The sequence below is a fragment of the Bacteroides sp. OF03-11BH genome, from assembly GCF_003604005.1.
GTDB classification, from domain to species: Bacteria; Bacteroidota; Bacteroidia; order Bacteroidales; family Bacteroidaceae; genus Bacteroides; species Bacteroides ovatus.
Genome location: NZ_QTMW01000057.1, coordinates 2509 through 28361 on the forward strand (window position 1 = coordinate 2509; position 25853 = coordinate 28361).

Sequence of the window (25853 nt, forward strand, 5' to 3'; positions counted from 1 at the left end):
GGCGCTTTGCGCTTAGCCTGTGGAACCGGTAAGACGCTGATAATGTGCATCGCCGCGCATGAGATGAAGCGTCTGAATTTGGCACACAAGCCGATGATTATCGGGCTGAAAGCCAACGTTGCGGAGATTGCAGCCACCTATCAGGCGGCATATCCCAACGCACGTATTCTGTACGCTTCGGAGAAGGACTTTTCGACCGCCAACCGTGTGCGCTTCTTCAATAATATAAAGAACAACGACTACGATTGCGTCATCATGTCGCACGACCAGTTCGGCAAGATACCGCAGTCGCCGGAATTGCAGCAGCGCATCCTGCAAGCAGAGCTTGACACGGTGGAGGAAAACCTCGAAGTGCTACGGCAGCAGGGAAAGAACGTGTCGCGGGCGATGCTGAAAGGATTGGAGAAGCGCAAGCACAACCTTGAAGCGAAGCTGGAGAAGGTGGAACACGCCATAAAGTCACGCACGGACGACGTGGTGGATTTCAAGCAGATGGGCATCGACCACATCTTCATAGATGAGAGCCACCAGTTCAAGAATCTGACTTTCAACACGCGCCACGACCGTGTGGCGGGATTGGGAAACAGCGAGGGAAGCCAGAAGGCACTTAACATGCTCTTTGCCATACGCACCATACAGGAGCGCACAGGAAAAGACTTGGGTGCGACCTTCCTCTCCGGCACGACTATCAGCAACTCACTGACTGAATTGTACCTGCTGTTCAAGTACCTGCGCCCGAAGGAGCTGGAACGGCAGGACATAAGGTGTTTCGACGCTTGGGCGGCGATATTTGCCAAGAAGACGACGGATTTTGAATTTAACGTGACGAACAATGTGGTCCAGAAGGAGCGTTTCCGCTACTTCATCAAAGTGCCGGAGCTTGCCGCCTTCTATAATGAAATCACGGACTACCGCACGGCGGAGGATGTGGGCGTTGACCGTCCTGCCAAGAACGAGATACTGCACCATATACCGCCCACGCCGGAACAGGAGGACTTCATACAGAAACTGATGCAGTTCGCCAAGACGGGCGATGCCACCTTGTTGGGCAGGCTGCCGCTTTCGGAAACGGAAGAAAAGGCGAAGATGCTCATCGCCACGGACTATGCCCGGAAAATGGCACTCGACATGCGCATGATAGACCCGAATTACGAAGATCATCCCGACAACAAAGCGAGTCACTGTGCCAAGATGATCGCGGAGTATTATCAAAAATACGACGCCCAGAAAGGCACGCAGTTCGTTTTCTCTGATTTGGGGACATACCAGCCGGGCGACGGGTGGAACGTCTATTCGGAAATCAAGCGCAAACTGACGGAGGACTACGGTATACCGCCAAGCGAGGTGCGCTTCATTCAGGAGTGCAAGACCGACAAGGCGCGGAAGGCGGTGATAGACGCCATGAACGCCGGGACGGTGCGTGTGCTGTTCGGCTCTACCTCTATGCTCGGAACGGGTGTGAACGCCCAGAAACGGTGTGTGGCTATCCATCATCTCGATACGCCGTGGCGACCGTCCGACTTGCAACAGCGTGACGGACGCGGAGTTAGGGCAGGTAATGAGATTGCCAAACATTTCGCCGGGAACAACGTGGATGTAATCATCTACGCGGTGGAGAAGTCACTGGACAGCTACAAGTTCAACCTCCTGCACTGCAAGCAGACTTTCATAAGCCAGCTCAAAAGCGGTGCGATGGGTGCGCGTACCATCGACGAGGGGGCAATGGACGAAAAATCGGGCATGAATTTCTCGGAATACATGGCGTTGCTCTCCGGCAATACCGACCTGTTGGACAAGGCGAAACTGGAAAAGCGGATCGCATCGCTCGAAGGGGAACGCAAGTCGTTCAACAAGGGCAAGCGTGATTCGGAGTTCAAGCTGGAGTCAAAGACCGGCGAGTTGCGCAACAACACGGCTTTCATAGATGCCATGACGGAGGACTGGAACCGCTTCCTGTCGGTGGTGCAGACCGACAAGGAGGGCAACCGCCTTAATATAATAAAGGTGGACGGAGTGGATTCCGCCGATGAGAAGGTCATCGGAAAGCGTTTGCAGGAGATAGCCAAGAATGCCACGACCGGAGGGTTGTACACGCAGGTCGGTGAACTTTACGGTTTTCCGATAAAGGTGGTGAGCGAAAGGATACTCAAAGAGGGATTGGAGTTCACCGACAACCGCTTCGTGGTCGAGGGGAACTACAAGTACACCTACAACAACGGGCATCTGGCGATGGCTGACCCGTTGGCCGCCGCCCGCAACTTCCTCAACGCGATGGAGAGGATACCCTCCATCATCGACCAGTACAAGGCGAAGAACGAGGTGCTGGAGATGGAGATACCGCAGTTACAGGAGATAGCGGGTAAGGTGTGGAAGAAGGAGGACGAGCTGAAGCAGTTGAAGTCCGAACTTGCCGCCCTTGACCGAAAAATTCAGCTGGAGCTTGCGCCACCCACGCCCGAAGTCGCAGAAAAGGAGAATGAAGGGCAACAGCTCAAGCCGGAAGCGGAAGATGTGAGGAACAGGCAGGCGCAATATCCCGAAAATGCACCGCCGCAGATACGCAGTCCGGCGGATAGTATCGTTGCCAACCATGTCATAATCGGGCGTCCGGGACTGTATGCCAAGGAGGAAACCCGGTCCAAAGGATTGAAAATATAACCTAAGGAATTTTATCTGAAGTATTAATAAGGGCTATCCCAAAAGGTCTAAAAGTAAATTTTATCCTTTCTGCAAGTATCTATAGGATGGCAACTGCATTTTTTTCTTTTTGGGCAGCCCTTATTAAAATTTATTCTTATTTTAGGTTATATACATTCATGTCCATTTATGTAAAAAATTCCTGCTGACCTTGTTTATGTCTTGTCAGTCACCATTTGCAAAACCATATTTGACCCTCAAAGAGGCTGAATTTGATAAGTAACTTGCTACATACTCATAATAAGGAGCTAAATAGAACACGAATGGGAAATACACAAATGCTAAACTAAAGAAGATATTGGCCAAAATAAACGCTATACCGAGAGAGAAACTTGATTTTTCAACTTCCTAAAACGGTGTTGTTCAAACATTTCTACTTATTTGTACTTGCCAGTTGAACCTACGCTTCCCTAATAAAATGTCTATGGTAAAAAGTTAAAAAATCCTCCCACTTTTGTTAGATATATTTTTTTGTGTAATTTTGTAATCGTTATGCGGCAGTAATAATATACATATTAATACGAGTTAGTAATCCTGTAGTTCTCATATGCTACGAGGAGGTATTAAAAGGTGCGTTTCGACAATGCATCTACTGTAGTATATTATTGCTTAATCCAAATGAATATTATAAATTTAGGAATTCTTGCTCACATTGATGCAGGAAAAACTTCCGTAACCGAGAATCTGCTGTTTGCCAGTGGAGCAACGGAAAAGTGCGGCCGTGTGGATAATGGTGACACCATAACGGACTCTATGGATATAGAGAAACGTAGAGGAATTACTGTCCGGGCTTCTACGACATCTATTATCTGGAATGGAGTGAAATGCAATATCATTGACACTCCGGGACACATGGATTTTATTGCGGAAGTGGAGCGGACATTCAAAATGCTTGATGGAGCAGTCCTCATCTTATCCGCAAAGGAAGGCATACAAGCGCAGACAAAGTTGCTGTTCAGTACTTTACAAAAGCTGCAAATCCCGACAATTATATTTATCAATAAGATTGACCGTGCCGGTGTGAATTTGGAGCGTTTGTATATGGATATAAAAACAAATCTGTCGCAAGATGTCCTGTTTATGCAAACTGTTGTCGATGGATCGGTTTATCCGGTTTGCTCCCAAACATATATAAAGGAAGAATACAAAGAATTTGTATGCAACCATGACGACGATATATTAGAACGATATTTGGCGGATAGCGAAATTTCACCGGCTGATTATTGGAATACGATAATCGCTCTTGTGGCAAAAGCCAAAGTCTATCCGGTGCTACATGGATCAGCAATGTTCAATATCGGTATCAATGAGTTGTTGGACGCCATTTCTTCTTTTATACTTCCTCCGGCATCAGTCTCAAACAGACTTTCAGCTTATCTCTATAAGATAGAGCATGACCCCAAAGGGCATAAAAGAAGTTTTCTTAAAATAATTGACGGAAGTCTGAGACTTCGAGACGTTGTAAGAATCAACGATTCGGAAAAATTCATCAAGATTAAAAATCTAAAGACTATTTATCAGGGCAGAGAGATAAATGTTGATGAAGTGGGTGCCAATGATATCGCGATTGTAGAAGATATAGAAGATTTTCGAATCGGAGATTATTTAGGTGCTAAACCTTGTTTGATTCAAGGATTATCTCATCAGCATCCCGCTCTCAAATCCTCCGTCCGGCCAAATAAGCCCGAAGAGAGAAGCAAGGTGATATCCGCTCTGAATACATTGTGGATTGAAGACCCGTCTTTGTCCTTTTCCATAAACTCATATAGTGATGAATTGGAAATCTCGTTATATGGTTTGACCCAAAAGGAAATCATACAGACATTGCTGGAAGAACGATTTTCCGTAAAGGTCCATTTTGATGAGATCAAGACTATCTACAAAGAACGACCTATAAAAAAGGTCAATAAGATTATTCAGATCGAAGTACCACCCAACCCTTACTGGGCCACAATAGGGCTGACTCTTGAACCCTTACCGTTAGGGGCAGGGTTGCAAATCGAAAGTGACATCTCCTATGGTTATCTGAACCATTCTTTTCAAAATGCCGTTTTTGAAGGGATTCGTATGTCTTGCCAATCTGGTTTACATGGATGGGAAGTGACAGATCTGAAAGTAACTTTTACTCAAGCCGAGTATTATAGCCCGGTAAGTACACCTGCTGATTTCAGACAGCTGACCCCTTATGTCTTCAGGCTGGCTTTGCAACAGTCAGGTGTGGACATTCTCGAACCGATGCTCTGTTTTGAGTTGCAGATACCCCAAGTAGCGAGTTCCAAAGCTATTACAGATTTGCAAAAACTGATGTCTGAGATTGAAGACATCAGTTGTAATAATGAGTGGTGTCATATTAAAGGGAAAGTTCCATTAAATACAAGTAAAGACTATGCCTCAGAAGTAAGTTCGTACACTAAGGGCTTAGGCATTTTTATGGTTAAGCCATGTGGGTATCAAATAACAAAAGACGGTTATTCTGATAATATCCGCATGAACGAAAAAGATAAACTTTTATTCATGTTCCAAAAATCAATGTCATTAAAATAATGGAGCGGTCAGGAAATTTCTATAAGGCAATACGGTTGGGATATATACTTATCTCCATTCTTATCGGATGTATGGCATATAATAGCCTCTATGAATGGCAGGAGATAGAAGCATTAGAACTTGGCAATAAAAAAATAGACGAGCTCCGAAAAGAAATAAACAATATCAATATTCAAATGATAAAATTTTCTCTATTGGGTGAAACAATACTGGAATGGAACGATAAAGATATCGAGCATTACCATGCACGGCGTATGGCAATGGACAGTATGCTCTGCCGTTTCAAGGCCACCTATCCAGCAGAGCGCATCGATAGTGTGCGCAGTCTTTTAGAGGATAAGGAACGACAGATGTTCCAGATAGTCCGGTTAATGGATGAACAACAATCTATTAACAAGAAGATAGCCAATCAAATTCCGGTTATTGTACAGAAAAGTGTGCAGGAACAGTCCAAAAAGCCAAAACGAAAAGGTTTCTTAGGCATATTCGGCAAAAAAAAGGAAGTAACTCCAGCAGTATCAACCACTATCCTTCATTCGGTCAATAGAAACGTAATCAGCGAACAGAAAGTGCAGGATCGCCAATTGTCGGAACAAGCCGACAGCCTTGCAGCTCGTAATGCAGAACTTAACAGACAACTGCAAGAATTGATTTGCCAAATAGAAGAAAAGGTACAAACCGAACTGCAAAGCCGGGAAAACGAAATAGTTGCCATGCGTGAAAAGTCATTTATGCAAGTAGGCGGTTTAATGGGATTCGTTCTTCTATTGTTGTTAATTTCCTACATCATCATACATCGTGATGCAAAAAGCATTAAACAATACAAGCACAAGACAACTGATTTGATAAGGCAACTGGAACAATCCGTACAACGGAACGAGGCACTGATAACGTCAAGGAAGAAGGCGGTACATACTATCACCCATGAACTGCGCACACCGCTGACAGCAATAACAGGCTATGCCGGACTGATACGGAAAGAACAGTGTGAGGATAAGTCCGGGCAGTATATCCAAAACATACTGCAATCCTCCGACCGTATGCGGGATATGCTTAACACTTTGCTTGACTTCTTCCGCCTGGACAACGGCAAGGAACAGCCCCGTCTGTCACCCTGCCGGATTTCAGCAATCACGCACACACTTGAAACGGAGTTCATGCCTGTTGCCGTGAACAAAGGGCTGTCCTTGTCCGTGAAGACTGGACACGATGCCATTGTATTGACCGACAAAGAGCGAATAATACAAATCGGGAATAACCTGCTGTCAAACGCTGTCAAGTTCACAGAAGAAGGCGGTGTTTCTTTGATTACTGAATATGATAATGGAGTTCTGACACTGGTCGTTGAAGATACAGGTACAGGCATGACAGAAGAGGAACAGAAACAAGCGTTCGGTGCGTTTGAACGTCTATCAAATGCCGCCGCTAATATCGCACAAGAGGGACTTCCCTATTTCTCTGTCGCATTTCTGTTCTTCGCTCTCAATTTGGTATGTGTGGGGTACTATCAAAGCCTTGGATGTTTCAAGACCGCCATCTTGCTCATGCTATTGCGAGGTCTTGTTTTCGTAGTTCCGGCTTTTCTTGTGTTACCGCGTGTCATCGGCGTTCCGGGACTTTGGCTGTCAGTTCCCCTATCGGAAATAATGACACAAATCCTTATTTTAGTTTATTATCTGCTAAACAGAAACAACAAAAACATATCGAACTTATGAAAAAGTATTTCTTGAGTACGTTGATACTCTGTTCAACATCATTTACTGCCTGTCACCAAACGGAACCGGAGCAGGAAGAAGTCAATTATTCGGTCATGACCGTAGGAAAAGGAGAAGTGACGCTGACCGAATCTTATTCCGCATCCGTACAGGGAAGGCAGGACATTGAAATCTATCCGCAGGTGTCCGGGACGATACAACAGGTATGCGTGAAAGAAGGGCAAGAGGTACGTCGGGGTGAACGGTTGTTTATTATAGACCAAGTTCCTTACCAAGCAGCCCTGCGGACAGCTATTGCCAATGTCCATTCTGCCGAAGCACAGGTACAGACCGCCCGGCTGACCTACGAAAGCAAGCAGGCACTTCATCGTGAAAAGGTCATTTCGGAATATGACCTCTCCACAGCCCGCAATGCGCTTCTCGTGGCCGAAGCCGCGTTGGAACAAGCCAAAGCGCAGGAGGTGAATGCCCACAACGACCTTTCTTATACAGAAGTAAAGAGTCCCGCAAACGGAGTAATAGGCACCATCCCTTACCGCGTGGGCACATTGGTCAGTTCCGGTTCGGCACAACCGCTTACTTCCGTATCGGATAATTCGGAGATGTATGTCTATTTCTCCATGTCGGGGCAGCGATTGCAGTCATTGATACGCTGTTACGGCTCCATCAACCGAACCTTGGAAGAGATGCCTGCCGTCCGTCTGCAACTGGGTGATGGAACTATCTATGAAAAGGAAGGGCGTATTGAGAGCATCAGCGGCGTACTTGACCGACAGACCGGAAGTGGCTCCTTGCGTGCCGTATTCCCCAACGCCGAACGGGTGCTGCTGAGCGGAAGCACGGGAAATATACTTATCCCGCAGACCTTGCAGGATGCTATTCCCATTCCGCAAGAAGCCACCTACGAATTGCAGGACAAGCTGTTTGTCTATCGGGTAGTGAATGGCAAGGCGGTGGCTACCCGTATTGAAGTCAATCCGGTGCATGACGGCATCCGCTATACCGTCACTTCCGGATTGGATGTTGGCGATGTGATTGTGACTACAGGCGTAGGCTTGCTCAATAACGGCGATGCCGTAACCTTAAAACCGTAATAAGAGGAGGAAGAAGTTATGAATTTACGATTCTTTATAGACCGCCCGGTCTTTTCCATCGTTATTTCCGTAATTATTGTTTTGTTGGGCATCATATCCCTGACGGGGCTGCCTGTGGAGCAATATCCAGACATTGCGCCGCCCACGGTGCAAGTAACGACTTCTTATCCCGGTGCCAATGCCGAAACGGTGCAGAAGTCGGTCATTGTCCCGTTGGAGGAAGCCATCAACGGTGTGGAGAACATGAGCTACATCCATTCGGAAGCCTCCAATACGGGAGATGTTACAGTGAATGTCTATTTCCGTCAGGGAACTGATGCCGACATGGCGGCAGTCAATGTGCAAAACCGCGTATCGAAGGCACAGGGATTGCTTCCTGCCGAAGTAACCAAAATCGGGGTGCAGACGCAGAAACAACAGAAGTCGCTATTGAAGGTGGTCGCCCTCTACAGCCCGGACGATTCATACGATATGCAGTTTATCAACAACTACATGAAGATAAATGTGGAGCCGCGCGTCAAGCGTATTGCCGGTGTGGGTGAGTTCAATGTATTGGCATCCAACTATTCCATGCGCATTTGGCTGAAACCGGACGTGATGGCGCAGTACAAACTGATACCGTCAGACGTGACCAATGCCCTCGAAAAGCAGAATTTGGAATCGGCTACGGGTGCTTTCGGCGAGAACCACGAGAATGCCTACGAATATACCATCAAATATAGGGGACGCTTCTCCACGCCCGAAGAGTTTGGTGATATTGTTATCCGTTCGCTTTCCAACGGAGAAATCTTGCGTCTGAAAGATATTGCCCGCATCGAGTTGGGTGATGAAGCCTATACCTATCGTGCCATGACGGACGGTCATGCGGGATGTATCACCGAGGCTTACCAGAGTGCCGGTTCCAATGCTACGGAGGTGGTACAGGAGATTGATGCGCTGATAGATGAAATATCCGAAGACTTGCCTGAAGGATTGAAGTTTGCCAGCTTGTTGAGCGTGAACGACTTTCTCTTTGCCTCCATCGAGAATGTGCTTTGGACGCTGATAGAGGCTATCATTCTCGTTGTACTGGTGGTTTATGTGTTTTTGCAGGACATCCGTTCGACACTGATTCCCACCATATCCATTATCGTCTCTTTGGTCGGCACGTTCGCTTTCATGGCGGTGGCGGGCTTTTCCATCAACTTGCTGACGCTGTTCGCACTGGTGCTTGCCATCGGTACGGTGGTGGACAATGCCATTGTGGTAGTCGAGGCAGTACAGGCGAAGTTCGATGCCGGTTACTACTCATCGTATATGGCGACGAACGAAGCCATGTCGGGCATTACGGCTGCCATCGTTACCTCTACGCTGGTGTTCATGGCGGTATTCATCCCGGTTTCCATGATGGGCGGCACGTCCGGCGTATTCTATACGCAGTTCGGCATCACGATGGCGGTGGCGGTCGGACTGTCGGCAGTCAATGCCTTGACACTTTCACCGACTCTGTGTGCCTTACTGCTTGAACCTTATATAGATGCGGACGGCAAAGAGAAAAGCGGTTTTTCGGCACGCTTCCGCAAGGCGTTCAATGCGGCTTTCGAGGTCTTGGTGAAGCGGTACGTTCGGGGTGTCATCTACTTCTGCCGCCATCGGGTGGTGACATGGGGACTGCTGGTGGCTACGGTGGCGCTGGTGGTGGTGCTGATGCGCACTACCAAGACCGGACTTGTGCCCGATGAAGATACGGGTACGGTCATGGTGAGCGTCAATACCAAGCCGGGCACTTCGCTCTTCCGCACCACCCAAGTATTGGCGCAGTTGGAAAAGGAAATCCAACAAATGCCGCAGGTGAAGCATTATGCCACCGTCAGCGGATATTCGCTCAGCGGTTCGGGAGCCAGTGCGGGACTGATTATCATCTCCCTGCGCGACTGGTCGGAACGTGACGGCAAGGAAGATGATGTAAACTCTATCATCGGACGCATCAACACCCTTTCACAGAAAATACCGGATGCGCAGTTATTTGCCGCCGCCCCGCCCATGATTAACGGCTACGGCATGGTGAACGGTTTTGAACTGCACGTGCAGGACAAGACGGGCAAACCTGTCAGTGAGTTGGACGATGCCACCAAGGGATTCATTGCCTCCCTGAGCCAATGCCCGGAAATCGGGACTGCCTATACCGCTTTTTCAGCAGACTATCCGCAATATACGCTGGACATTGATGCCGCCCGTTGCGAACGTTCGGGGCTTTCTCCGGCAGAGGTGCTTTCCACGGTGTCCGGTTACTATGGCGGGCAGTATGTCTCCAATTTTAACCGTTTCTCCAAGCTCTACCGTGTCATGATACAGGCGGAGCCGGACACACGGGTCACACCGGAATCGCTGAACCACCTCTATGTGCGTACCGGCAACGGTGAAATGGCTCCCATCAGCCAGTTTGCCCGGCTTACCAAGACCTACGGGCCACAGTCGCTCAACCGCTTCAACCTCTATGGCTCCATTGCGGTCAACGGTTCGGCTGCCGACGGCTATTCTTCCGGCGACGCCATCCGTGCCATCGGCGAAGCGGCGTCCACGGCATTGCCCAAAGGCTATACCTACGAGTTTGGCGGCATCACCCGCGAGGAAAGTCAGTCGAGCAGCAACACGGTGATTATCTTCGCCATTTGCTTTGTGCTGGTCTATCTCATCCTGAGCGCACTTTATGAAAGTTTCCTCATCCCGTTTGCCGTGGTGCTCGCCCTTCCTTTCGGCTTGCTGGGCAGTTTCCTGTTTGCCAAGCTGATGGGATTGGAGAATAACATCTATATGCAGACCGGTTTGATTATGCTCATCGGATTGCTGGCAAAGACCGCCATCCTGATAACGGAATATGCCGTCAAACGCCGACAGGCGGGCATGTCGCTGATACAAGCTGCCGTTGGAGCCGCCAAGGTGCGATTGCGCCCCATCCTAATGACAGCCCTTACAATGGTGTTCGGACTGCTACCGCTGATGGTATCAACGGGAGTAGGAGCCAACGGTAACCGCACGTTGGGTTCCGGTGCGGTGGGTGGTATGCTGGTCGGTACACTTGCCTTGCTATTTGTGGTTCCGGCACTGTTCATTGCTTTCCAGTGGTTGCAAGAGAAGGTACGTCCCATGCAGGCTGTTTCCTCCGGCGAATGGTCGATACAAGGTGAAATGGAAGATTTGAAGAAACATAAAAAGGAAAAGGAATCATGAGAAATATATTACTGACAACAGTTACCGCACTGCTGCTTGCCTCGTGCGGAGTCTATAAACCTTACTCCCGTCCGGAGGAAGTGAAAACCGATGGGCTGTATGGCACCGACATACAAGCGGAAGACACAGCCTCCATCGCCTCCTTGCATTGGAGCGAACTGTTCACCGACACACGCTTGCAATCCCTCATCCGGCGAGGACTGGAGAATAACAACGACCTTAACGTCGCACGTCTGAAAGTGGTGGAGGCAGAAGCCACGCTGATGTCTTCGCGCCTTGCCTACCTGCCCTCAGTGTCGCTTGCCCCGCAAGGTACGTTGAGTAGCTTCGATGGTAGCAAGACGACCAAGACCTACACCCTTGCTGCTTCCGCCGAGTGGGAGCTGGACTTGTTCGGCAAGCTGACCAATGCCAAACGTGGTGCCCGTGCCGCCTTAGAGCAGAGCCGCGCTTACCGGCAGGCAGTGCAGACACAACTCATCGCCACAATTGCCAACAGTTATTACAACTTGCTGATGTTGGATGTACAACTCGACATCAACCGCTGCACCGCCGAGAGTTGGAGCGAGTCGTTGCGCACGTTGGAACTGCAAAAGCAGTTCGGCAACACCACCGAAGCTGCCGTGCAGCAGGCACGTGCCAACCTGCTTACCGTGGAAACGAATGTGCTTACTCTGGAACAGCAAGTCAAGAAACAGGAAAATGCCATCTCCTTGCTCTTAGGCGATGTGCCTTCCCATATCGAACGCGGTACGTTGACAGAACAGCAATTTCCCGATACACTCTCCGTAGGTGTACCCCTGCAGTTGCTTGCCCGCCGTCCCGACATCCGTCAGGCAGAAGCATCGCTGGCACAGGCGTTCTATGCCACCGGTGCCGCCCGCTCCGCCTTTTATCCCAGCATTACGCTGGGCGGGTCTGCAGGTTGGACAAACAGTACCGGTGCCGCCATTATCAATCCCGGACGCTGGCTACTGAGTGCAGTCGGCTCATTGACACACCCCCTCTTCAACCGTGGGCGTAACATCGCCAACCTGCGCATCGCCAAGGCACAGCAACAGGAAGCGTTACTCTCTTTCCAGCAAAGTCTGCTGAAAGCGGGTAGCGAGGTGAACGATGCTCTTGCACAATGGCAGACAGCCGACCGCCGTTTGCAACTTGATGGCAAGCAGATAGCCGCTCTGCGCCGCACCGTGGAAAGTACCCGCCAGCTGATGGAACACAGCAGTAGCACCACCTATTTGGAAGTGCTTACCGCTCAGCAATCCCTGCTCTCCGCTGAACTGACGGAAGCAAACGATCATTTCGACAAAATACAGGGGATGATAAATCTGTATCATGCGTTGGGAGGTGGAAGCTGGTGAAAGACAAAGTGGCACTTCGAGGCGCACAAGGTGCCACTTTGTGGTGGTCGAAGTGGCACTTCGGAAAATCAAGAGTGGAGGTTAGTTCAGGCAACAGCAAAACGGATGCTTGCAAAGGCATCCGAGTGAGACAATAAACATTATTCATCAACCAATTAAAAACGTAAGACTATGCCTTTTGGGGAAAAAGCGTTTCAGAAGCAACAGGGCGTTTACTATCCCCAAGCCGTAGTGCAGGGCAAGCCCGTGGAAACGGAGACCATAGCAAAGGATTTGACGAAAATCTTCACAGTAAGTAACAGTGACGTGCAAGCCGTGTTGGGCGACATCGCAGGCGTGATGCACACGCGCATGGCGCAGGGCAAGAGCGTCCACATCAAGGGGCTGGGCTATTTCCGCTACACGCTCGACACGAAGGGCGTGAAGGATTTGGCGGACTTCGACAAGCAGGTGCAGGCGGTGCGCGTGCAGTTCACACCCGAACGGGAGCGGCTGTCGAACAAGACCTACACCCGTGCCCTTGTGGACAGCGATGATTTGGAATGGATTGAACTTTCTGCCGATGCGAAGGACGATGACCCGGCGCAGGGTGGCGGAAGCACAGACGGTTCCGGTAATGGCGAAGATGGTGACAATCCTTTGGGATAATGTCATTGCTGACAAAGATTGCTATAATGTATGCAGCCTGTGGTTTTAGATGGACTACGGGCTGCATGATTAAAAAGGAATAATCAAATGAGAAGTACCATAGGAACAAAATTTCTCCGCACGCTGATTGCCGCAGGTTATTTATTGATGTGCCTGCTGGCAGTCGGCATCATGTACCTGTGGTTTTATGAATGGAAAGAGATTGAAGCATTGGAAACGGAGAACCGACGTATAAATGCTTTTCGTCAGGAAGTGCATCTTGTTTATGGGGAAATGACGGGGCTTTCCCTTTTGGGCGAAAGTGTGTTGGAGTGGGAAGACGAGGATTTGGAGCATTACCATATCCGGCGCATGGCGGTGGATAGTCTGCTGTGCCGTTTCAAAACCGTTTATCCGGCAGAGCGGATAGACAGTGTGCGTCATTTGTTAGAAAGCAAGGAAAATTTGCTTTGTAGCATTGTGGAAGTATTGAATAAACAGGAAAATTTGAATCGGGAAATTGCTAAGCGTGTACCCTTCATTGCGGCAAAAAGCACACAGGAACAGCCTAAGAAAACGAAGCGCAAAGGTTTCTTAGGCTTGTTCGGCAAGAAAGAAAAGTCGAAACCGACCGCCACAACCTCCATGCTCCATGCACTGAACCGCAAGGAGATTACACAACAACAGGCGCAAAGCCGCCGCTTGTCGGAACATGCCGACAGCCTCGCCATGCGCAACAGCGAATTGAATCGACAACTGCAATCGCTTATCGGGCAGATGGACAGGAAAGTAGAACGTGACCTGCAAAAGCGTGAGGCAGAGATAACCGCCATGCGTGAACGCTCGTTCTTTCAAATCGGAGGGCTGACAGGATTTCTTTTTCTTCTTTTGGTTGTGTCATACATCATCATCCACAGGGACATACGCCGCATAAAGCGGTATAAGGCAAAGACCGTTAATCTGATAAGGCAACTCCATGAATCGGATATGAGAAACAGGGAACTGATTTCCTCACGCAAGAGAGCCATGCACACCATTACTCATGAACTGCGTACACCGCTGACCGCCATACACGGCTATGCGGAACTGATAGCCAACGGAGAAAATGCAACGCAGACGGAACGCTATTCGGGCAATATCCGGCAGGCATCGCAACGAATGATTGCCATGTTGAACACGCTGCTTGACTTCTTTCGGTTGGATAGTGGAAAGGAGAGTGCGAATACTTCCCCGTTCCGTTTGCAGGGCATGGCAGACGCTTTATCGGCGGAATTTGCTCCATTGGCAGAGACAAAGGACTTGTGTTTGACGGTGGAATGCAATACCGATGTTATCCTCATGGGCGACAAGGAGCGCATTATGCAGGTTTCCGCAAACCTGTTATCCAATGCCATCAAGTTCACGCAAGCCGGAAGCGTATCGCTCCGCATGGACTACAACGGCAATAACCTTTCCATTGTGGTGGAAGATACAGGCAGCGGTATGAGCGAAGAAGAACAGCAACGGGTGTTCGGAGCATTTGAACGGCTCTCCAACGCCGCCACGCAGGACGGTTTCGGATTAGGATTATCCATCGTGAAACGCATCGTGGATATGTTAGGCGGTACTGTCCGATTGGAAAGCAAGAAAGGTCGGGGCAGTCGTTTCACGATAGAAATACCCATGCAAACCGCTGATATTGCTGTCATCGAAAAGAAAGAAGTGCAAGAACAATATCCTTATTCTGAACGTGCCTATTCGGTCATTATGTTGGATGACAACGACATTCTTCTTTCGATGGCAATGGATATGTATGCCCATTACGGTATCCGTTGTGATGTGTGCACTAATACAAGCGACCTCATGGAAGCCATGCGGACAAAGGACTACGACCTGCTGATTACAGACTTGAAGATGCCGGAAATAAATGGCTTTGAGGTATTGGAACTGCTGCGCTCGTCCCACGTCGGCAACTCGAAGACCATCCCTGTGATTGTCGCCACTGCTTCGGGAAGCTGCACCGAAGAAGAACTGCTGGCTCATGGCTTTTCCGCCTGCCTGTTCAAGCCGTTCGGCCTGTCGGAACTGCTGGCGGTGTCGGGCAAATGCCTTTCAGTATCTTCTGTCAAAAATAACAAAGAGAAACAACCTGACCTTTCTTCTTTATTGGCGTATGGTGACAAGGTGACTATGCTTGACAAACTGAAAACCGAAACGGAAAAGGACATGCAAGCCATTAGCGATGCCGGAGAGCGGTGTGACCGCAAAGAATTGGATATGCAGGTACACCGTTTACGCAGTTCGTGGGCAGTAATCCGTGCGGACAAACCACTATGGGAACTGCACAGACTTCTGCATTCAGACACGGAATGTTCCGATAACGAGATTCAACACACCGTGAATGCAGTATTGGCAATGGGTGACAAGATTGTGGAACAGGCTAAAAAACGAAAGGAAGACGGATTATGAAGGTAATTGTAGTAGAGGACAATCCCGTTTATAACGATTATGTCTGCAACTTCTTGAAGAAAGGCGGCTTCGACACCATGCAGGCGTATCGGCTTTCTACCGCCAAGAAATTGCTGGCAAAGGCAGAGGAAGATAATACTGTGCTTGCCGACTTGCGTCTACCTGATGGTGAGGGTGTCGACCTGTTGCGTTGGATGCGCAAGGAAGGGAAGCCGCAGCCGTTCATCATCATGACCGATTACGCCGAGGTGCATACGGCAGTGGAAAGTATGAAACTCGGCTCCGCCGACTATATTCCCAAGCAATTGGTAGAGGACAGGCTTGTTCCTCTCATCCGCTCCATACACAAAGCACAGGAACAGAAAAGGAACAAACAAGTCCCGATATTTGTCCGGCAAGGTACGGCATATCAAGGAATCAAGCGGCGTGTCCGGTTGGTTGCACCCACCCGTATGAGTGTATTGATATTAGGTGAGAACGGTACGGGCAAAGAACATATTGCCCAACACATCCACGCACAGAGCAAACGTGCGGATAAGCCTTTCGTGGCGGTGGACTGTGGTTCGTTGTCCCCGACATTGGCACTGTCCGCATTCTTCGGACACATCAAAGGTGCATTCACAGGAGCAGATTCTACCCATGTTGGGTATTTTCAAGAAGCCAATGGCGGTACATTGTTTCTTGATGAAGTGGCCAACCTGCCGATGGAAATGCAGCGGATGTTGCTCCGTGCCATACAGGAGAGGCGGTATCGCCCGGTCGGAGACAAGGCAGACCGGAATTTCAATGTCCGCATCATCGCTGCTACCAATGAAGATTTGGAGGTATCGGTGAATGAAAAGCGTTTTCGGCAGGATCTTCTGTACCGCCTGCACGACTTCGGGATAACCGTTCCTCCGTTGCGTGACTGTCAAGAAGACATTATGCCGCTGGCAGAGTTCTTCCGTGATATGGCAAACAGAGAGCTGGAGTGTAGCGTGAGCGGGTTCAGTTCCGAAGCACGTAAAGCGTTGCTGACACACGCATGGCCGGGCAACGTGCGGGAACTTCGGCAGAAAGTTATGGGTGCTGTATTGCAGGCGCAGGAAGGTGTTGTCATGAAAGAGCATCTGGAACTTGCCGTGACGAAACCGACCTCTACTGTCAGCTTCGCCTTGCGCAATGACGCGGAGGATAAGGAGCGGATATTGCGTGCGTTGAAACAGGCAAACGGCAACCGGAGTGTCGCCGCAGAACTGCTCGGCATAGGCAGGACAACACTATACAGCAAACTTGAAGAGTATGGACTTAAATATAAATTCAAGCAATCATAGCCCGTAATTCACTGAATTTGGCTATCTTTGCATAACATTTGAGAAAAACGGCGATTGGCAGGAGCTTTTCGCCGCCAACATATAGGATAAGACCGCAAGGCGTTTCAAGCGAAAATCTGGTAAATTGGAACTACGGAGACGATTGCGTGATGCTTATGCTATGCTTACGCATAGCGTGCATTCACGTACTCTCCGTAAAGGCTTTACCAGAGCCATCGCTTGAAGGTAGTGTGAATTGCACGCTACTTTTTTACCCTTGCCTAACGAAAGGAAACGATTATGGGTAAAGTTCAGATTCTCGCCGTACTGACGATGGACGGATGTCTTTCTTCAGAGTTATATGATAAAGCACATCAGGATTTGTGCCTTGACCGTTGCGGTCTTGATGAAATCAGGAAGAAAGCCTTTTACCGTGTGACACCGGACTATTCCATTTCAATGCTGCACGAATGGAGAAAAGACTGCACAAACATCCGTTACCTCGCGGAAGCCACACCGGACACGGCAGACTATATAAACGGACTGCTGCGGATGCACGCTGTGGATGAAATCATACTATACACCGTTCCTTTCATATCCGGAAGCGGACGACATTTTTTTAAGTCGGCTCTGCCAGAGCAACACTGGACGCTTTCCTCTTTGAAAAGCTATCCCAACGGTGTATGTCGCATTATCTATATCCTTGATAAAAAAGCAAGATAGCCAAAATGTGCGGCAAGCATACATTTCTATTTTCAGGAATAGAATAAATGTTCCGATTACAAACAATTTAAGTCGGAGATAATTTGTCCTTGTGAAAAAATACTGAATTTTATACCTCTGAAATCCAGCACTTTGTAAAATTGAGTGTTGGATTTTTTATTTTCTGCCGCGTTTTTTGCCAATTATATTCATGTGCGCACGCAGAAAACAAAGTGTAATTTTCAAAATTGACAGAACCATGAATTATTTCTTGCTGGCGGAAACCGACTTTTTCCGCCTGATAAACGAAGCCGGCGACTGCAATATGGAAACGGCATACACGGCTTTCGCCACCCAAGTGATCGAACTGTGCAACGGCGGCATGGACATGAACCTTACCGTCATCGCGCTTGCCTACATCGAAATCGAGTTGCAGCACCATCCCGTACGTAATCTGTCAGAAGAAAAAAGAGAGATTGCCGCCTACGTCAGCAAGGCTCTGTCTTTCGTAAGAAAGATGCAGAAATTCCTTGCCACGCCCCAAGTGCCACCACTAATATCCGCCAACAACGCAACAGAAACCACCGCCAGCCTTCTTCAATGGACGGGCAATGCCATCGACCTCGTGGAACTTATCTACGGCATAGACGTGATGGGCTGCATCAACAACGGCAATATGCCGCTCAAACAGCTCGCCCCACTTCTCTATAAGATATTCGGGGTTGATTCTAAAGACTGCTACCGCTTCTACACTGATATCAAACGCCGGAAGAACGAAAGCCGCACCTATTTCATTGACAGGATGCAGGAAAAACTGAACGAGAGAATGTTGCGTGATGAGGAGTTGGAGCGGATGAGAAAATAAAAAAATATCCATTACATATGAGAAGACAGGAATACTCGTATCCTGTCTTTTTATTTTCATTTAATTATATATTAATTAGCACAATATATGTGAGTTTTTCATTCCTATAAGGACAAATTTCAGAAACGTATGTCTGGTAAATTATTGAGTCATCATAGTATGAACATATATCATTACTAAAAACAATGAAACAACTTCCATAAGATTGTGGTTGTAAAAATCGCCATTTAATAGCCCGTTTTTTTTGTAAAATTCGCCAATTAAAAAAATATGATTATCTTTGCATTATATTTTATAAGGTATGGAAACAGTAAATAGAATACTTCAAGAGAAGATTACAGCACGAATCGCGCCCAATAAAGCAGTACTGATTTTTGGTGCTCGCCGTGTTGGTAAAACGGTAATGATGCGTAAAATTGTGGACAACTATTCAGGTAGGACGATGATGCTCAACGGCGAAGACTACGACACATTAGCACTATTGGAGAATCGCTCAATAGCCAATTATCGGCATTTATTGGATGGTATTGATTTGCTGGCTATTGATGAGGCACAGAACATACCACAAATCGGTAGTATTCTGAAGTTGATAGTTGATGAAATACCGGGAATAAGTGTCTTGGCAAGTGGTTCTTCGTCATTCGATTTGCTGAATAAGACTGGTGAACCGTTGGTCGGCCGCAGTACGCAATTTCTCCTTACACCATTCTCGCAACGGGAAATCGCACAGACGGAAACGGCACTTGAAACCCGCCAGAACCTCGAAGCGCGCTTGATTTACGGTTCCTATCCCGAAGTAGTAATGATGGAGAACTATGAACGTAAAACAGACTACCTACGTGATATTGTCGGTGCATACCTGCTTAAAGATATCTTAGCAATTGACGGCTTAAAAAATTCGAGCAAGATGCGCGATCTACTGCGATTGATAGCTTTTCAGTTGGGCAGCGAAGTTTCTTACGAAGAGTTAGGTAAACAACTCGGCATGAGCAAGACGACCGTTGAAAAATACCTCGACCTATTGGAAAAGGTCTTCGTTATCTATCGTCTGGGGGCTTATTCGCGTAACCTACGCAAGGAGGTTACAAAAGCTGGCAAGTGGTACTTCTACGACAACGGCATTCGCAATGCCATTATCGGGGCTTTCTCACCGCTGGCCATTCGGCAGGATGTCGGTGCGCTGTGGGAGAACTACATCATCGGAGAGCGGCGCAAAGCGAACTTCAATGAGGGACTGCACAGGGAGTTCTATTTCTGGCGCACCTACGACAAACAGGAAATCGACCTGATTGAGGAGAGTGCCGACAGTCTTACCGCCTTGGAGTTCAAGTGGGGAAATAAAATGCCGGCCGCACCGAAAGCCTTCCAAGAAGCCTATCCCTATGCCGAGTTTCATGTGGTAAATCGGGAGAATTATTTGGAGTTCGTATAATCAATAAATTACGTATATGGAAACAAAACTACAATCCAAACAGCAATATCCGCGGTTTATCCAAAATAAACCGTGTGGTATTGACAAATTCGATGGAGGTTCGCAAGAAAGGTTGGCAAAAACTATTGCTCGCCATTTTTGTCAGAATGATTCATTGGATGAGGAATGTACTTTACCTCGAATTATCGGCATCGAAGGTATTTGGGGATCTGGAAAATCCAACGTGGTTAAAATGTTGGAACGTGAATTATCAGACGACTATTACTTTTTTGAGTATGACGCATGGGGACATCAAGAGGACTTGCAACGCCGCTCTATATTGGAATTGCTTACAAGCAAACTTATTGATGATGGTATCCTATCTGGAAATGCAACAATAAAAGTCAAAGGTGGAGGTACGAAAACCGTATCATGGTCTGAAAAGCTGAAATATTTATTAGCCCGTAAAACGGAGACCGTAACCGAAAAATATCCCCTTATCAGTAATGGTATGGTTGCGGCATTTTTGGTTGCAGTTTTAACTCCGATATTTACATTTATTGCGTATGCAGTAAAACCTACACCCACAACATGGTGGTTTTCTTTATTGTCTATTATCATAGCTGCACTGCCAGTTCTTATTGCATTGTGCGTTTGGAAATGGGCATATAGCAAAGATCATAAATATGGATGGAGTTATATGTTAGCTATTTATCAAGATAAAGTCGAAAAGGACGTTTGCTATGAGACTTTGAGCGAAGACGAACCAACGGTTTACGAGTTCAAAACATGGATGCAAGACATTTCTGATTTTATCAAGGAAAAAGGACAACGTAAATTAGTCCTTGTTTTTGACAACATGGATCGTCTCCCCGCTGAAAAAGTAAAAGAATTATGGTCTTCTATCCATACGTTCTTCGCCGATAGCGGTTTTGAAAATGTTTGGGCTGTTATTCCTTTCGATGAAACACATTTAGCTTGTGCATTCGGAGATGAGACCGACGAACAAACGAAACAACTGACCAAGTATTTTATCAATAAAACTTTCCCTATTGTTTATCGTGTTGCTCCTCCTGTTATTACCGACTATCGAAGTATATTCAACAAACTGTTTGTTGAAGCATTTGGAGAAACAGAAAATGAAGCGAAAGAAACTATAAATCGGATATTCAGATTGGTAAATCCTAATGCCAATGTTAGGGAAATTATATCATATATCAATGAGATGGTCGCTCTTAAACAAGAGTGGTGTAACGAAATTTTGATGATAAACATAGCATTGTTCTGTTTGAAGAAGACGGATATTCTGGCAAATCCAGTAGAACAAATATTGTCCGGCGACTATCTGAATGGCATTCAAACAATAATTAACAATGATCTGCAAACACAACGCGAAATTGCAGCTTTGGTATATGGTGTCGATGTTGAAGATGCTCGACAAATTCCATTGAAAAAATATATTGAAGGCTGCATCAACGGAGAAGAAGACCACGACATAAATCAATATGCAGAGACTAATAAACAATTTGACACTGTATTAGAAGAAGTTATACAATGTATGGACAATGCGCTTATCGATAAGATTATACATTGTTTGCATAAATTAACTCGAAAGAGCGATGTTATTCTGCGTGTATGGCAAAGAATAGCACAATTGAAATTAAAAGAATCCATAGAGAAGCAGGTGTTCCCTGTCGAATACCAAGAACTGCTGTTGCATTTAGACACGGAAAGCCAAAACCATGTGATTGCTCAATTATATAAGAAGATAGTTCGGTTCAATGACTTCAATGGCGGCGACTATTTCAAAACGTTAGATGCAATAGACAGGTTTATTGCGCAAAATAAGTTGGCGTGCGATTTTACGTCATTGATTGAAGCAAAAACAGTCAAGCCAAATACATTTATCGATTATATTCAAGCTGCAAATGCAACAGATGCTGCCTATCGGGATAACGCGACAACTAAAGCATATAAATATTATCAAGTAGCAACAAATTCGGAGGCGCTCGATAATTATTTGGCAAACTTACTACCCGATAATTTCGACCATGCAGATATTGTAAAAACGTTAAAAGATAATTCTACCTATACGTTTCCAACGCTTTTGCAAGCGATCACGAATTGCATTGATGAACAGAATGTAAATAAAGATAATATAGGGGCTATATTTACAACCTATCGTTTATTGGCATCTGACGAAGAAAGACCTTTACCTGTAACGTTAGATTCAACCTACATAAATCAGTTGCATTCTGAATTAGAAACTGATGGCCGAAACATTAAAGAGTCTGGATATTACGATTTAGTCGCCATGCAATTGGCACATGGTCATTCCGTTTCCTTAATAGAGGGTGGAGATATAAAATATGTTGCAGAACTCATGGACTATTATGTGGATCATGGAGACTTATTAGTAAATAGTGTGGGATGGAATATACCGCTATTAAATGAAACACTACAATACATGGTAAATCATAAACTTGGCTATAAATTATTGCTCTCAGACATATTGCCCCAATTTGAAGATATTAAGAACAGAATAGGTGTAACGGATGAGGTATTTATCGAGCATTTAGCAGAGTGGAATACCGATTTGGATAAGTATATCACTAAGAACAATATTAAAGATGTAATTCCTGACGCATCTTTTTACGATTTGACCACTAAAATAAGCAATGTCCTGACCGATCATATCAATAAAATAGCGTTCGAAGCGTTGTCTGAAATAAGTGTTGATACATTATACGCCCAAAGAACAGCACATACATCATATTATTGGTTTGTCGCAATAAAACATTTACTGGCTAAAATCAAATCCTTGCCAGATAACTTGACTGAATTTGGCAAAAAGATTCTGATGGATATTGCTTCTGGAACTCAAAGTTTGAATCCTTTCCCTAATTGTTTCAAGAATATAGTTGAAAGATTGGATAAACGAAAAATTAAATCGACAGTTACCGATATAAGAAATGATTTCTGCATCGGTAAAAAGACTATCAATGCAATAAAGTTTCAATTTTTCGAAACATGGCTTAGATCGCATGGTAATTTGAAAAGTCAAGCTGGAGACGTTATTGATAAAATAGTGAAACCTGTAATTTCCGATGGGGCATGCCGTTCATTGATTCTGCAAAACAAAGATTTTTATATGGATTTAATAAATACAGCAGGGGATGATGCTTATGAATTGAAAAAGAGTCTCCGAAACCTCATACAAAAAGATTCAGATCCGCAATTGGTTAAATTTGTCAATTCGATAGATTCAGTACCTGAGGTTGAAACCGCGTAAGTATTTGTCTAACAAGTCCGAATTTTACGATTTTACCCGTCAGAACTGAAGTGCCCCCCAAAAAAATTGTATCCAACTTTTGGGGGTCACTTCAAACTTCGATAGGGATAATTTTCAATTTTGGGGACTTGTTAGACAGTCTCATTATCTGGTAGCAGTTTACACAGCACCGGATCGTTTTTGATACGCTCCAGTTCCTCCTGCACAATCTGCTTCACCTCTTCCTTGATGCGCCGGTAGTTCGCCTGCACCGTTTCCTTCATGCGGTCGTTGCCGTCCTCGTCCGTGAAGTTTGTAATGACGGGAATTTTCTTGTAGGCACTTTCTTCCCGTTTCACCTTTTCGGCATCCACCACAATCTCGCAATGAAAAATCTTCTGCTCGATACGCTCGTTGAAGTTGTCGGATACAGAACCGACAAACATTCCCTGCGTAAGCCCGGAAATCTTACTCGGTGGAATGAGCGCGTCCATCTGCGTGTTGATGGAGGTGGAAACATCCTGCCGGTTGATGGAGATGGACTGCCGTTTCTGCAACACCTTACCGAACCGCTCGGAGAGCGTCTTGGCTGTTTCCCCCACCACCTGACCGGAGAAAATATTGCCGACAGTGTTCATCACCACTTTCGCCTCTTTGTCCCCGTAGTCACGCACTAACTGGCTGAAATCCTGAAAGCCCAGACACACGGCAACCTTGTTGCTTCGGGCGGTAGCTATAAGATTGTCCAACCCTTTGAAGTATATTGTGGGCAACTCGTCGATGATGACCGATGACTTCAGCATCCCCTTCTTGTTGATGAGCTTCACGATACGGGAATTATACAGACCGAGTGCCGCACCGTAGATATTCTGACGGTCGGGATTGTTACCCACGCAGAGGATTTTCGGCTCTTCGGGATTGTTGATGTCCAGCGTAAACTCGCTGTCTGACATCACCCAGTAGAGCTGCGGTGAAATCATCCTCGAAAGCGGGATTTTTGCCGACGCTATCTGACCCATGAGCTGCTCCGCAGCCCCTCCAAGCCACGCATCCATGAACGGCGAAAGGTAGTTCTCCAGCTCCGGATAAGAGGTCAGTATCGGAAATATATCCTCGTAACGGCGGTTCAGAAACTCGATAGCATGGGGAAACGTGCAAAACTTCCCGTTCTGATAGATTTTGAGATACCAGATAATACTGGCAAACAGAATGATAGGTGACTCCACGAAGAAGTCGCCCTGCTTTTGCACATCGGGTAAGTCAAGGGCATTACTGCCCCCTTCTCCCCTAAGAACCGTACGTGAGAGTTTCCCCTCATACGGCTCAAGCAACTCAATATTTCTATTTGTTGTTAGAAATCGGCTCATACTTTCAACAGTTTCGTTTATTTCGCTTGTGGCAGTTGTTATGGACAAGTTGCCGTACAATTGAACCACCAACAGATATTTCATTGACGTTCCATGCTTTTGTACAATCTATCTCCTTGCCGCATAACGGACAAGTCCGCTTCTGCTTGTTCCATAAATATAAGAGTGACTTACGTCCTTTGAGAGATTCCAGCATTTGTTGCTCCTTTCGCTGAAAGAAATAATCATCATATTCCGGGTCGAAAGGGTTTGCCTCCCCCTTGACTTGCTTGTACGGAGTATAATGTATATCCGACAACCTTTTAAGGGTCAGGTAGTTCACTTTCTTGCTTTTTGTTTCATATTTCCATGCAAACGTCCATTTACGCCCCCGAATTTCATGCCAATACTTATCTGCAACCCAAGACTTGCGTTTCTTTGGGTGGCGACGTAAAGCCCATTTCTTTGTGAGGTTGTAAATGTGATTGTCGCAACCGTGAAAAGCATTGGTTGATGCACCATATCGGTAATAGTTTCCCCAACCTGTTATCACAGGATTGAGCATTCGTATCAGCGATTCCTGCTTACACATTTTATGTCCTTTAACGATGTCACTGATTTTTGCCCTAAAGCGTTTCTGTGCATCTTTGGACGGAGATGTGTACAGCCTTTTGCCGAACTTCCTTACATTGAAACCTAAGAAATCAAATCCATCGTATATGTTCGTAATGGTAGTTTTCTCTTCGGATAAGGTAAGACCCCTTTCTTTGAGAAATTCTATCACCATTGGTTTGACCTCGTTTTCCAATAATTCCTTATCTCGACCTGTGATTATAAAGTCGTCCGCATACCTGATAAGATTCACTTTGTAGTGGAATGTCTTATAGTTGATGAAACGTCTTTTGAATCTTTCAGCCAAGAGTGGTTGAAGTCCGTCAAGTGCCATATTTGCAAGTGTCGGTGATATGATACCTCCTTGTGGTGTACCCTCTTCTGTCGGGAACAGTTTACCATTGAATACAGCTCCACATTTCAGCCATTTTCTGAGTATTGTTTTATCCATAGGGATATTTTCAATAAGCCAGCCGTGACTGATGTGGTCGAAGCAACCCTTAATATCTCCCTCCAAAATCCATTCGGGGGAATGCTGGCGATTTAGAACCGTATCAATCTGACGAATTGCGTCCATTGTCCTGCGCTTCTTTCGGAAGCCGTAAGAAAAACGGTCGCCTGTCGTTTCGGCTATCGGTTCCAATGCCATGAGATA

The 25853-nt window shown here is 46.6% G+C and carries 15 protein-coding genes; 13 read left to right on the forward strand and 2 right to left on the reverse strand.

Features of this window, described 5'->3' with window-relative positions:
* From DXA54_RS24785 to DXA54_RS24845, 13 genes are all read left to right on the forward strand, one after another.
* On the forward strand, nucleotides 1-2658 hold a 2658-nt coding region (locus DXA54_RS24785), incomplete at its 5' end, for a helicase-related protein (protein ID WP_256372868.1).
* Nucleotides 2659-3315: 657 nt separating this feature from the next.
* Nucleotides 3316-5241, forward strand: coding sequence for a tetracycline resistance ribosomal protection protein Tet(Q) (gene tet(Q), locus DXA54_RS24790; protein WP_004291466.1), 1926 nt, complete (start codon nucleotides 3316-3318; stop codon nucleotides 5239-5241).
* Nucleotides 5241-6956 (forward strand): sensor histidine kinase, encoded by a 1716-nt coding sequence (locus tag DXA54_RS24795; RefSeq protein ID WP_370527591.1) that lies wholly within the window; start codon nucleotides 5241-5243, stop codon nucleotides 6954-6956. The genes tet(Q) and DXA54_RS24795 overlap by 1 nt, the downstream gene beginning before the upstream one ends.
* Complete coding sequence (locus tag DXA54_RS24800) at nucleotides 6953-8050, forward strand: efflux RND transporter periplasmic adaptor subunit (RefSeq protein ID WP_117588714.1); 1098 nt, start codon at nucleotides 6953-6955, stop codon at nucleotides 8048-8050. Before DXA54_RS24795 ends, DXA54_RS24800 begins: the two co-directional genes overlap by 4 nt.
* A gap of 18 nt (nucleotides 8051-8068) precedes the next feature.
* Nucleotides 8069-11260, forward strand: a complete 3192-nt coding sequence (locus DXA54_RS24805) for an efflux RND transporter permease subunit (protein ID WP_117588715.1) — start codon at nucleotides 8069-8071, stop codon at nucleotides 11258-11260.
* Nucleotides 11257-12624, forward strand: a complete 1368-nt coding sequence (locus tag DXA54_RS24810; RefSeq protein ID WP_117588716.1) for an efflux transporter outer membrane subunit — start codon at nucleotides 11257-11259, stop codon at nucleotides 12622-12624. The genes DXA54_RS24805 and DXA54_RS24810 overlap by 4 nt, the downstream gene beginning before the upstream one ends.
* Before the next feature lie 171 nt (nucleotides 12625-12795).
* Entirely contained in the window at nucleotides 12796-13272 is a 477-nt protein-coding gene (locus DXA54_RS24815) for an HU family DNA-binding protein (RefSeq protein WP_117588717.1), read from the forward strand.
* 87 nt (nucleotides 13273-13359) lie between these two features.
* A complete protein-coding gene (locus tag DXA54_RS24820; protein WP_117588718.1) occupies nucleotides 13360-15699 on the forward strand; it encodes a hybrid sensor histidine kinase/response regulator in 2340 nt (779 codons plus the stop codon).
* The gene (locus tag DXA54_RS24825) at nucleotides 15696-17012 is read left to right on the forward strand and encodes a sigma-54-dependent transcriptional regulator (RefSeq protein WP_117588719.1); all 1317 of its coding nucleotides are present in this window, start codon (nucleotides 15696-15698) and stop codon (nucleotides 17010-17012) included. Before DXA54_RS24820 ends, DXA54_RS24825 begins: the two co-directional genes overlap by 4 nt.
* A 279-nt stretch (nucleotides 17013-17291) precedes the next feature.
* Nucleotides 17292-17714, forward strand: coding sequence for a dihydrofolate reductase family protein (locus DXA54_RS24830; protein WP_004291474.1), 423 nt, complete (start codon nucleotides 17292-17294; stop codon nucleotides 17712-17714).
* A 238-nt stretch (nucleotides 17715-17952) separates the two neighbouring features.
* Entirely contained in the window at nucleotides 17953-18558 is a 606-nt protein-coding gene (locus DXA54_RS24835; RefSeq protein WP_004304269.1) for an RteC domain-containing protein, read from the forward strand.
* Nucleotides 18559-18859: 301 nt separating this feature from the next.
* On the forward strand, nucleotides 18860-19990 hold the full coding sequence (locus DXA54_RS24840; RefSeq protein WP_004291480.1) for an ATP-binding protein: 1131 nt from the start codon (nucleotides 18860-18862) through the stop codon (nucleotides 19988-19990).
* A gap of 16 nt (nucleotides 19991-20006) precedes the next feature.
* The gene (locus tag DXA54_RS24845; protein WP_004291481.1) at nucleotides 20007-23261 is read left to right on the forward strand and encodes a P-loop NTPase fold protein; all 3255 of its coding nucleotides are present in this window, start codon (nucleotides 20007-20009) and stop codon (nucleotides 23259-23261) included.
* Nucleotides 23262-23392: 131 nt separating this feature from the next.
* Here the strand turns inward: DXA54_RS24845 and DXA54_RS24850 are convergent, their stop codons facing one another.
* Together DXA54_RS24850 and DXA54_RS24855 are read right to left on the reverse strand one after the other, a co-directional pair.
* Nucleotides 23393-24607 carry a TraM recognition domain-containing protein gene (locus tag DXA54_RS24850; protein WP_080693086.1) on the reverse strand — a complete coding sequence of 405 codons (1215 nt, stop codon included), beginning with the start codon at nucleotides 24605-24607 and terminating at the stop codon, nucleotides 23393-23395.
* A 4-nt stretch (nucleotides 24608-24611) separates the two neighbouring features.
* Nucleotides 24612-25853 (reverse strand): reverse transcriptase domain-containing protein (locus DXA54_RS24855; protein ID WP_120080925.1); only part of this gene is annotated, 1242 nt, incomplete at its 5' end.

Excerpts from the sequence above, each read along its gene's own strand:
- DXA54_RS24795 (WP_370527591.1), top strand. The coding sequence starts at position 5,241 with ATGGAGCGGTCAGGAAATTTCTATAAGGCAATACGGTTGGGATATATA.
- DXA54_RS24800 (WP_117588714.1), top strand. The coding sequence starts at position 6,953 with ATGAAAAAGTATTTCTTGAGTACGTTGATACTCTGTTCAACATCATTT.
- DXA54_RS24805 (WP_117588715.1), top strand. The coding sequence starts at position 8,069 with ATGAATTTACGATTCTTTATAGACCGCCCGGTCTTTTCCATCGTTATT.
- DXA54_RS24810 (WP_117588716.1), top strand. The coding sequence starts at position 11,257 with ATGAGAAATATATTACTGACAACAGTTACCGCACTGCTGCTTGCCTCG.
- DXA54_RS24815 (WP_117588717.1), top strand. The coding sequence starts at position 12,796 with ATGCCTTTTGGGGAAAAAGCGTTTCAGAAGCAACAGGGCGTTTACTAT.
- DXA54_RS24820 (WP_117588718.1), top strand. The coding sequence starts at position 13,360 with ATGAGAAGTACCATAGGAACAAAATTTCTCCGCACGCTGATTGCCGCA.
- DXA54_RS24825 (WP_117588719.1), top strand. The coding sequence starts at position 15,696 with ATGAAGGTAATTGTAGTAGAGGACAATCCCGTTTATAACGATTATGTC.
- DXA54_RS24830 (WP_004291474.1), top strand. The coding sequence starts at position 17,292 with ATGGGTAAAGTTCAGATTCTCGCCGTACTGACGATGGACGGATGTCTT.
- DXA54_RS24835 (WP_004304269.1), top strand. The coding sequence starts at position 17,953 with ATGAATTATTTCTTGCTGGCGGAAACCGACTTTTTCCGCCTGATAAAC.
- DXA54_RS24840 (WP_004291480.1), top strand. The coding sequence starts at position 18,860 with ATGGAAACAGTAAATAGAATACTTCAAGAGAAGATTACAGCACGAATC.
- DXA54_RS24845 (WP_004291481.1), top strand. The coding sequence starts at position 20,007 with ATGGAAACAAAACTACAATCCAAACAGCAATATCCGCGGTTTATCCAA.
- DXA54_RS24850 (WP_080693086.1), bottom strand. The coding sequence starts at position 24,607 with ATGAGCCGATTTCTAACAACAAATAGAAATATTGAGTTGCTTGAGCCG.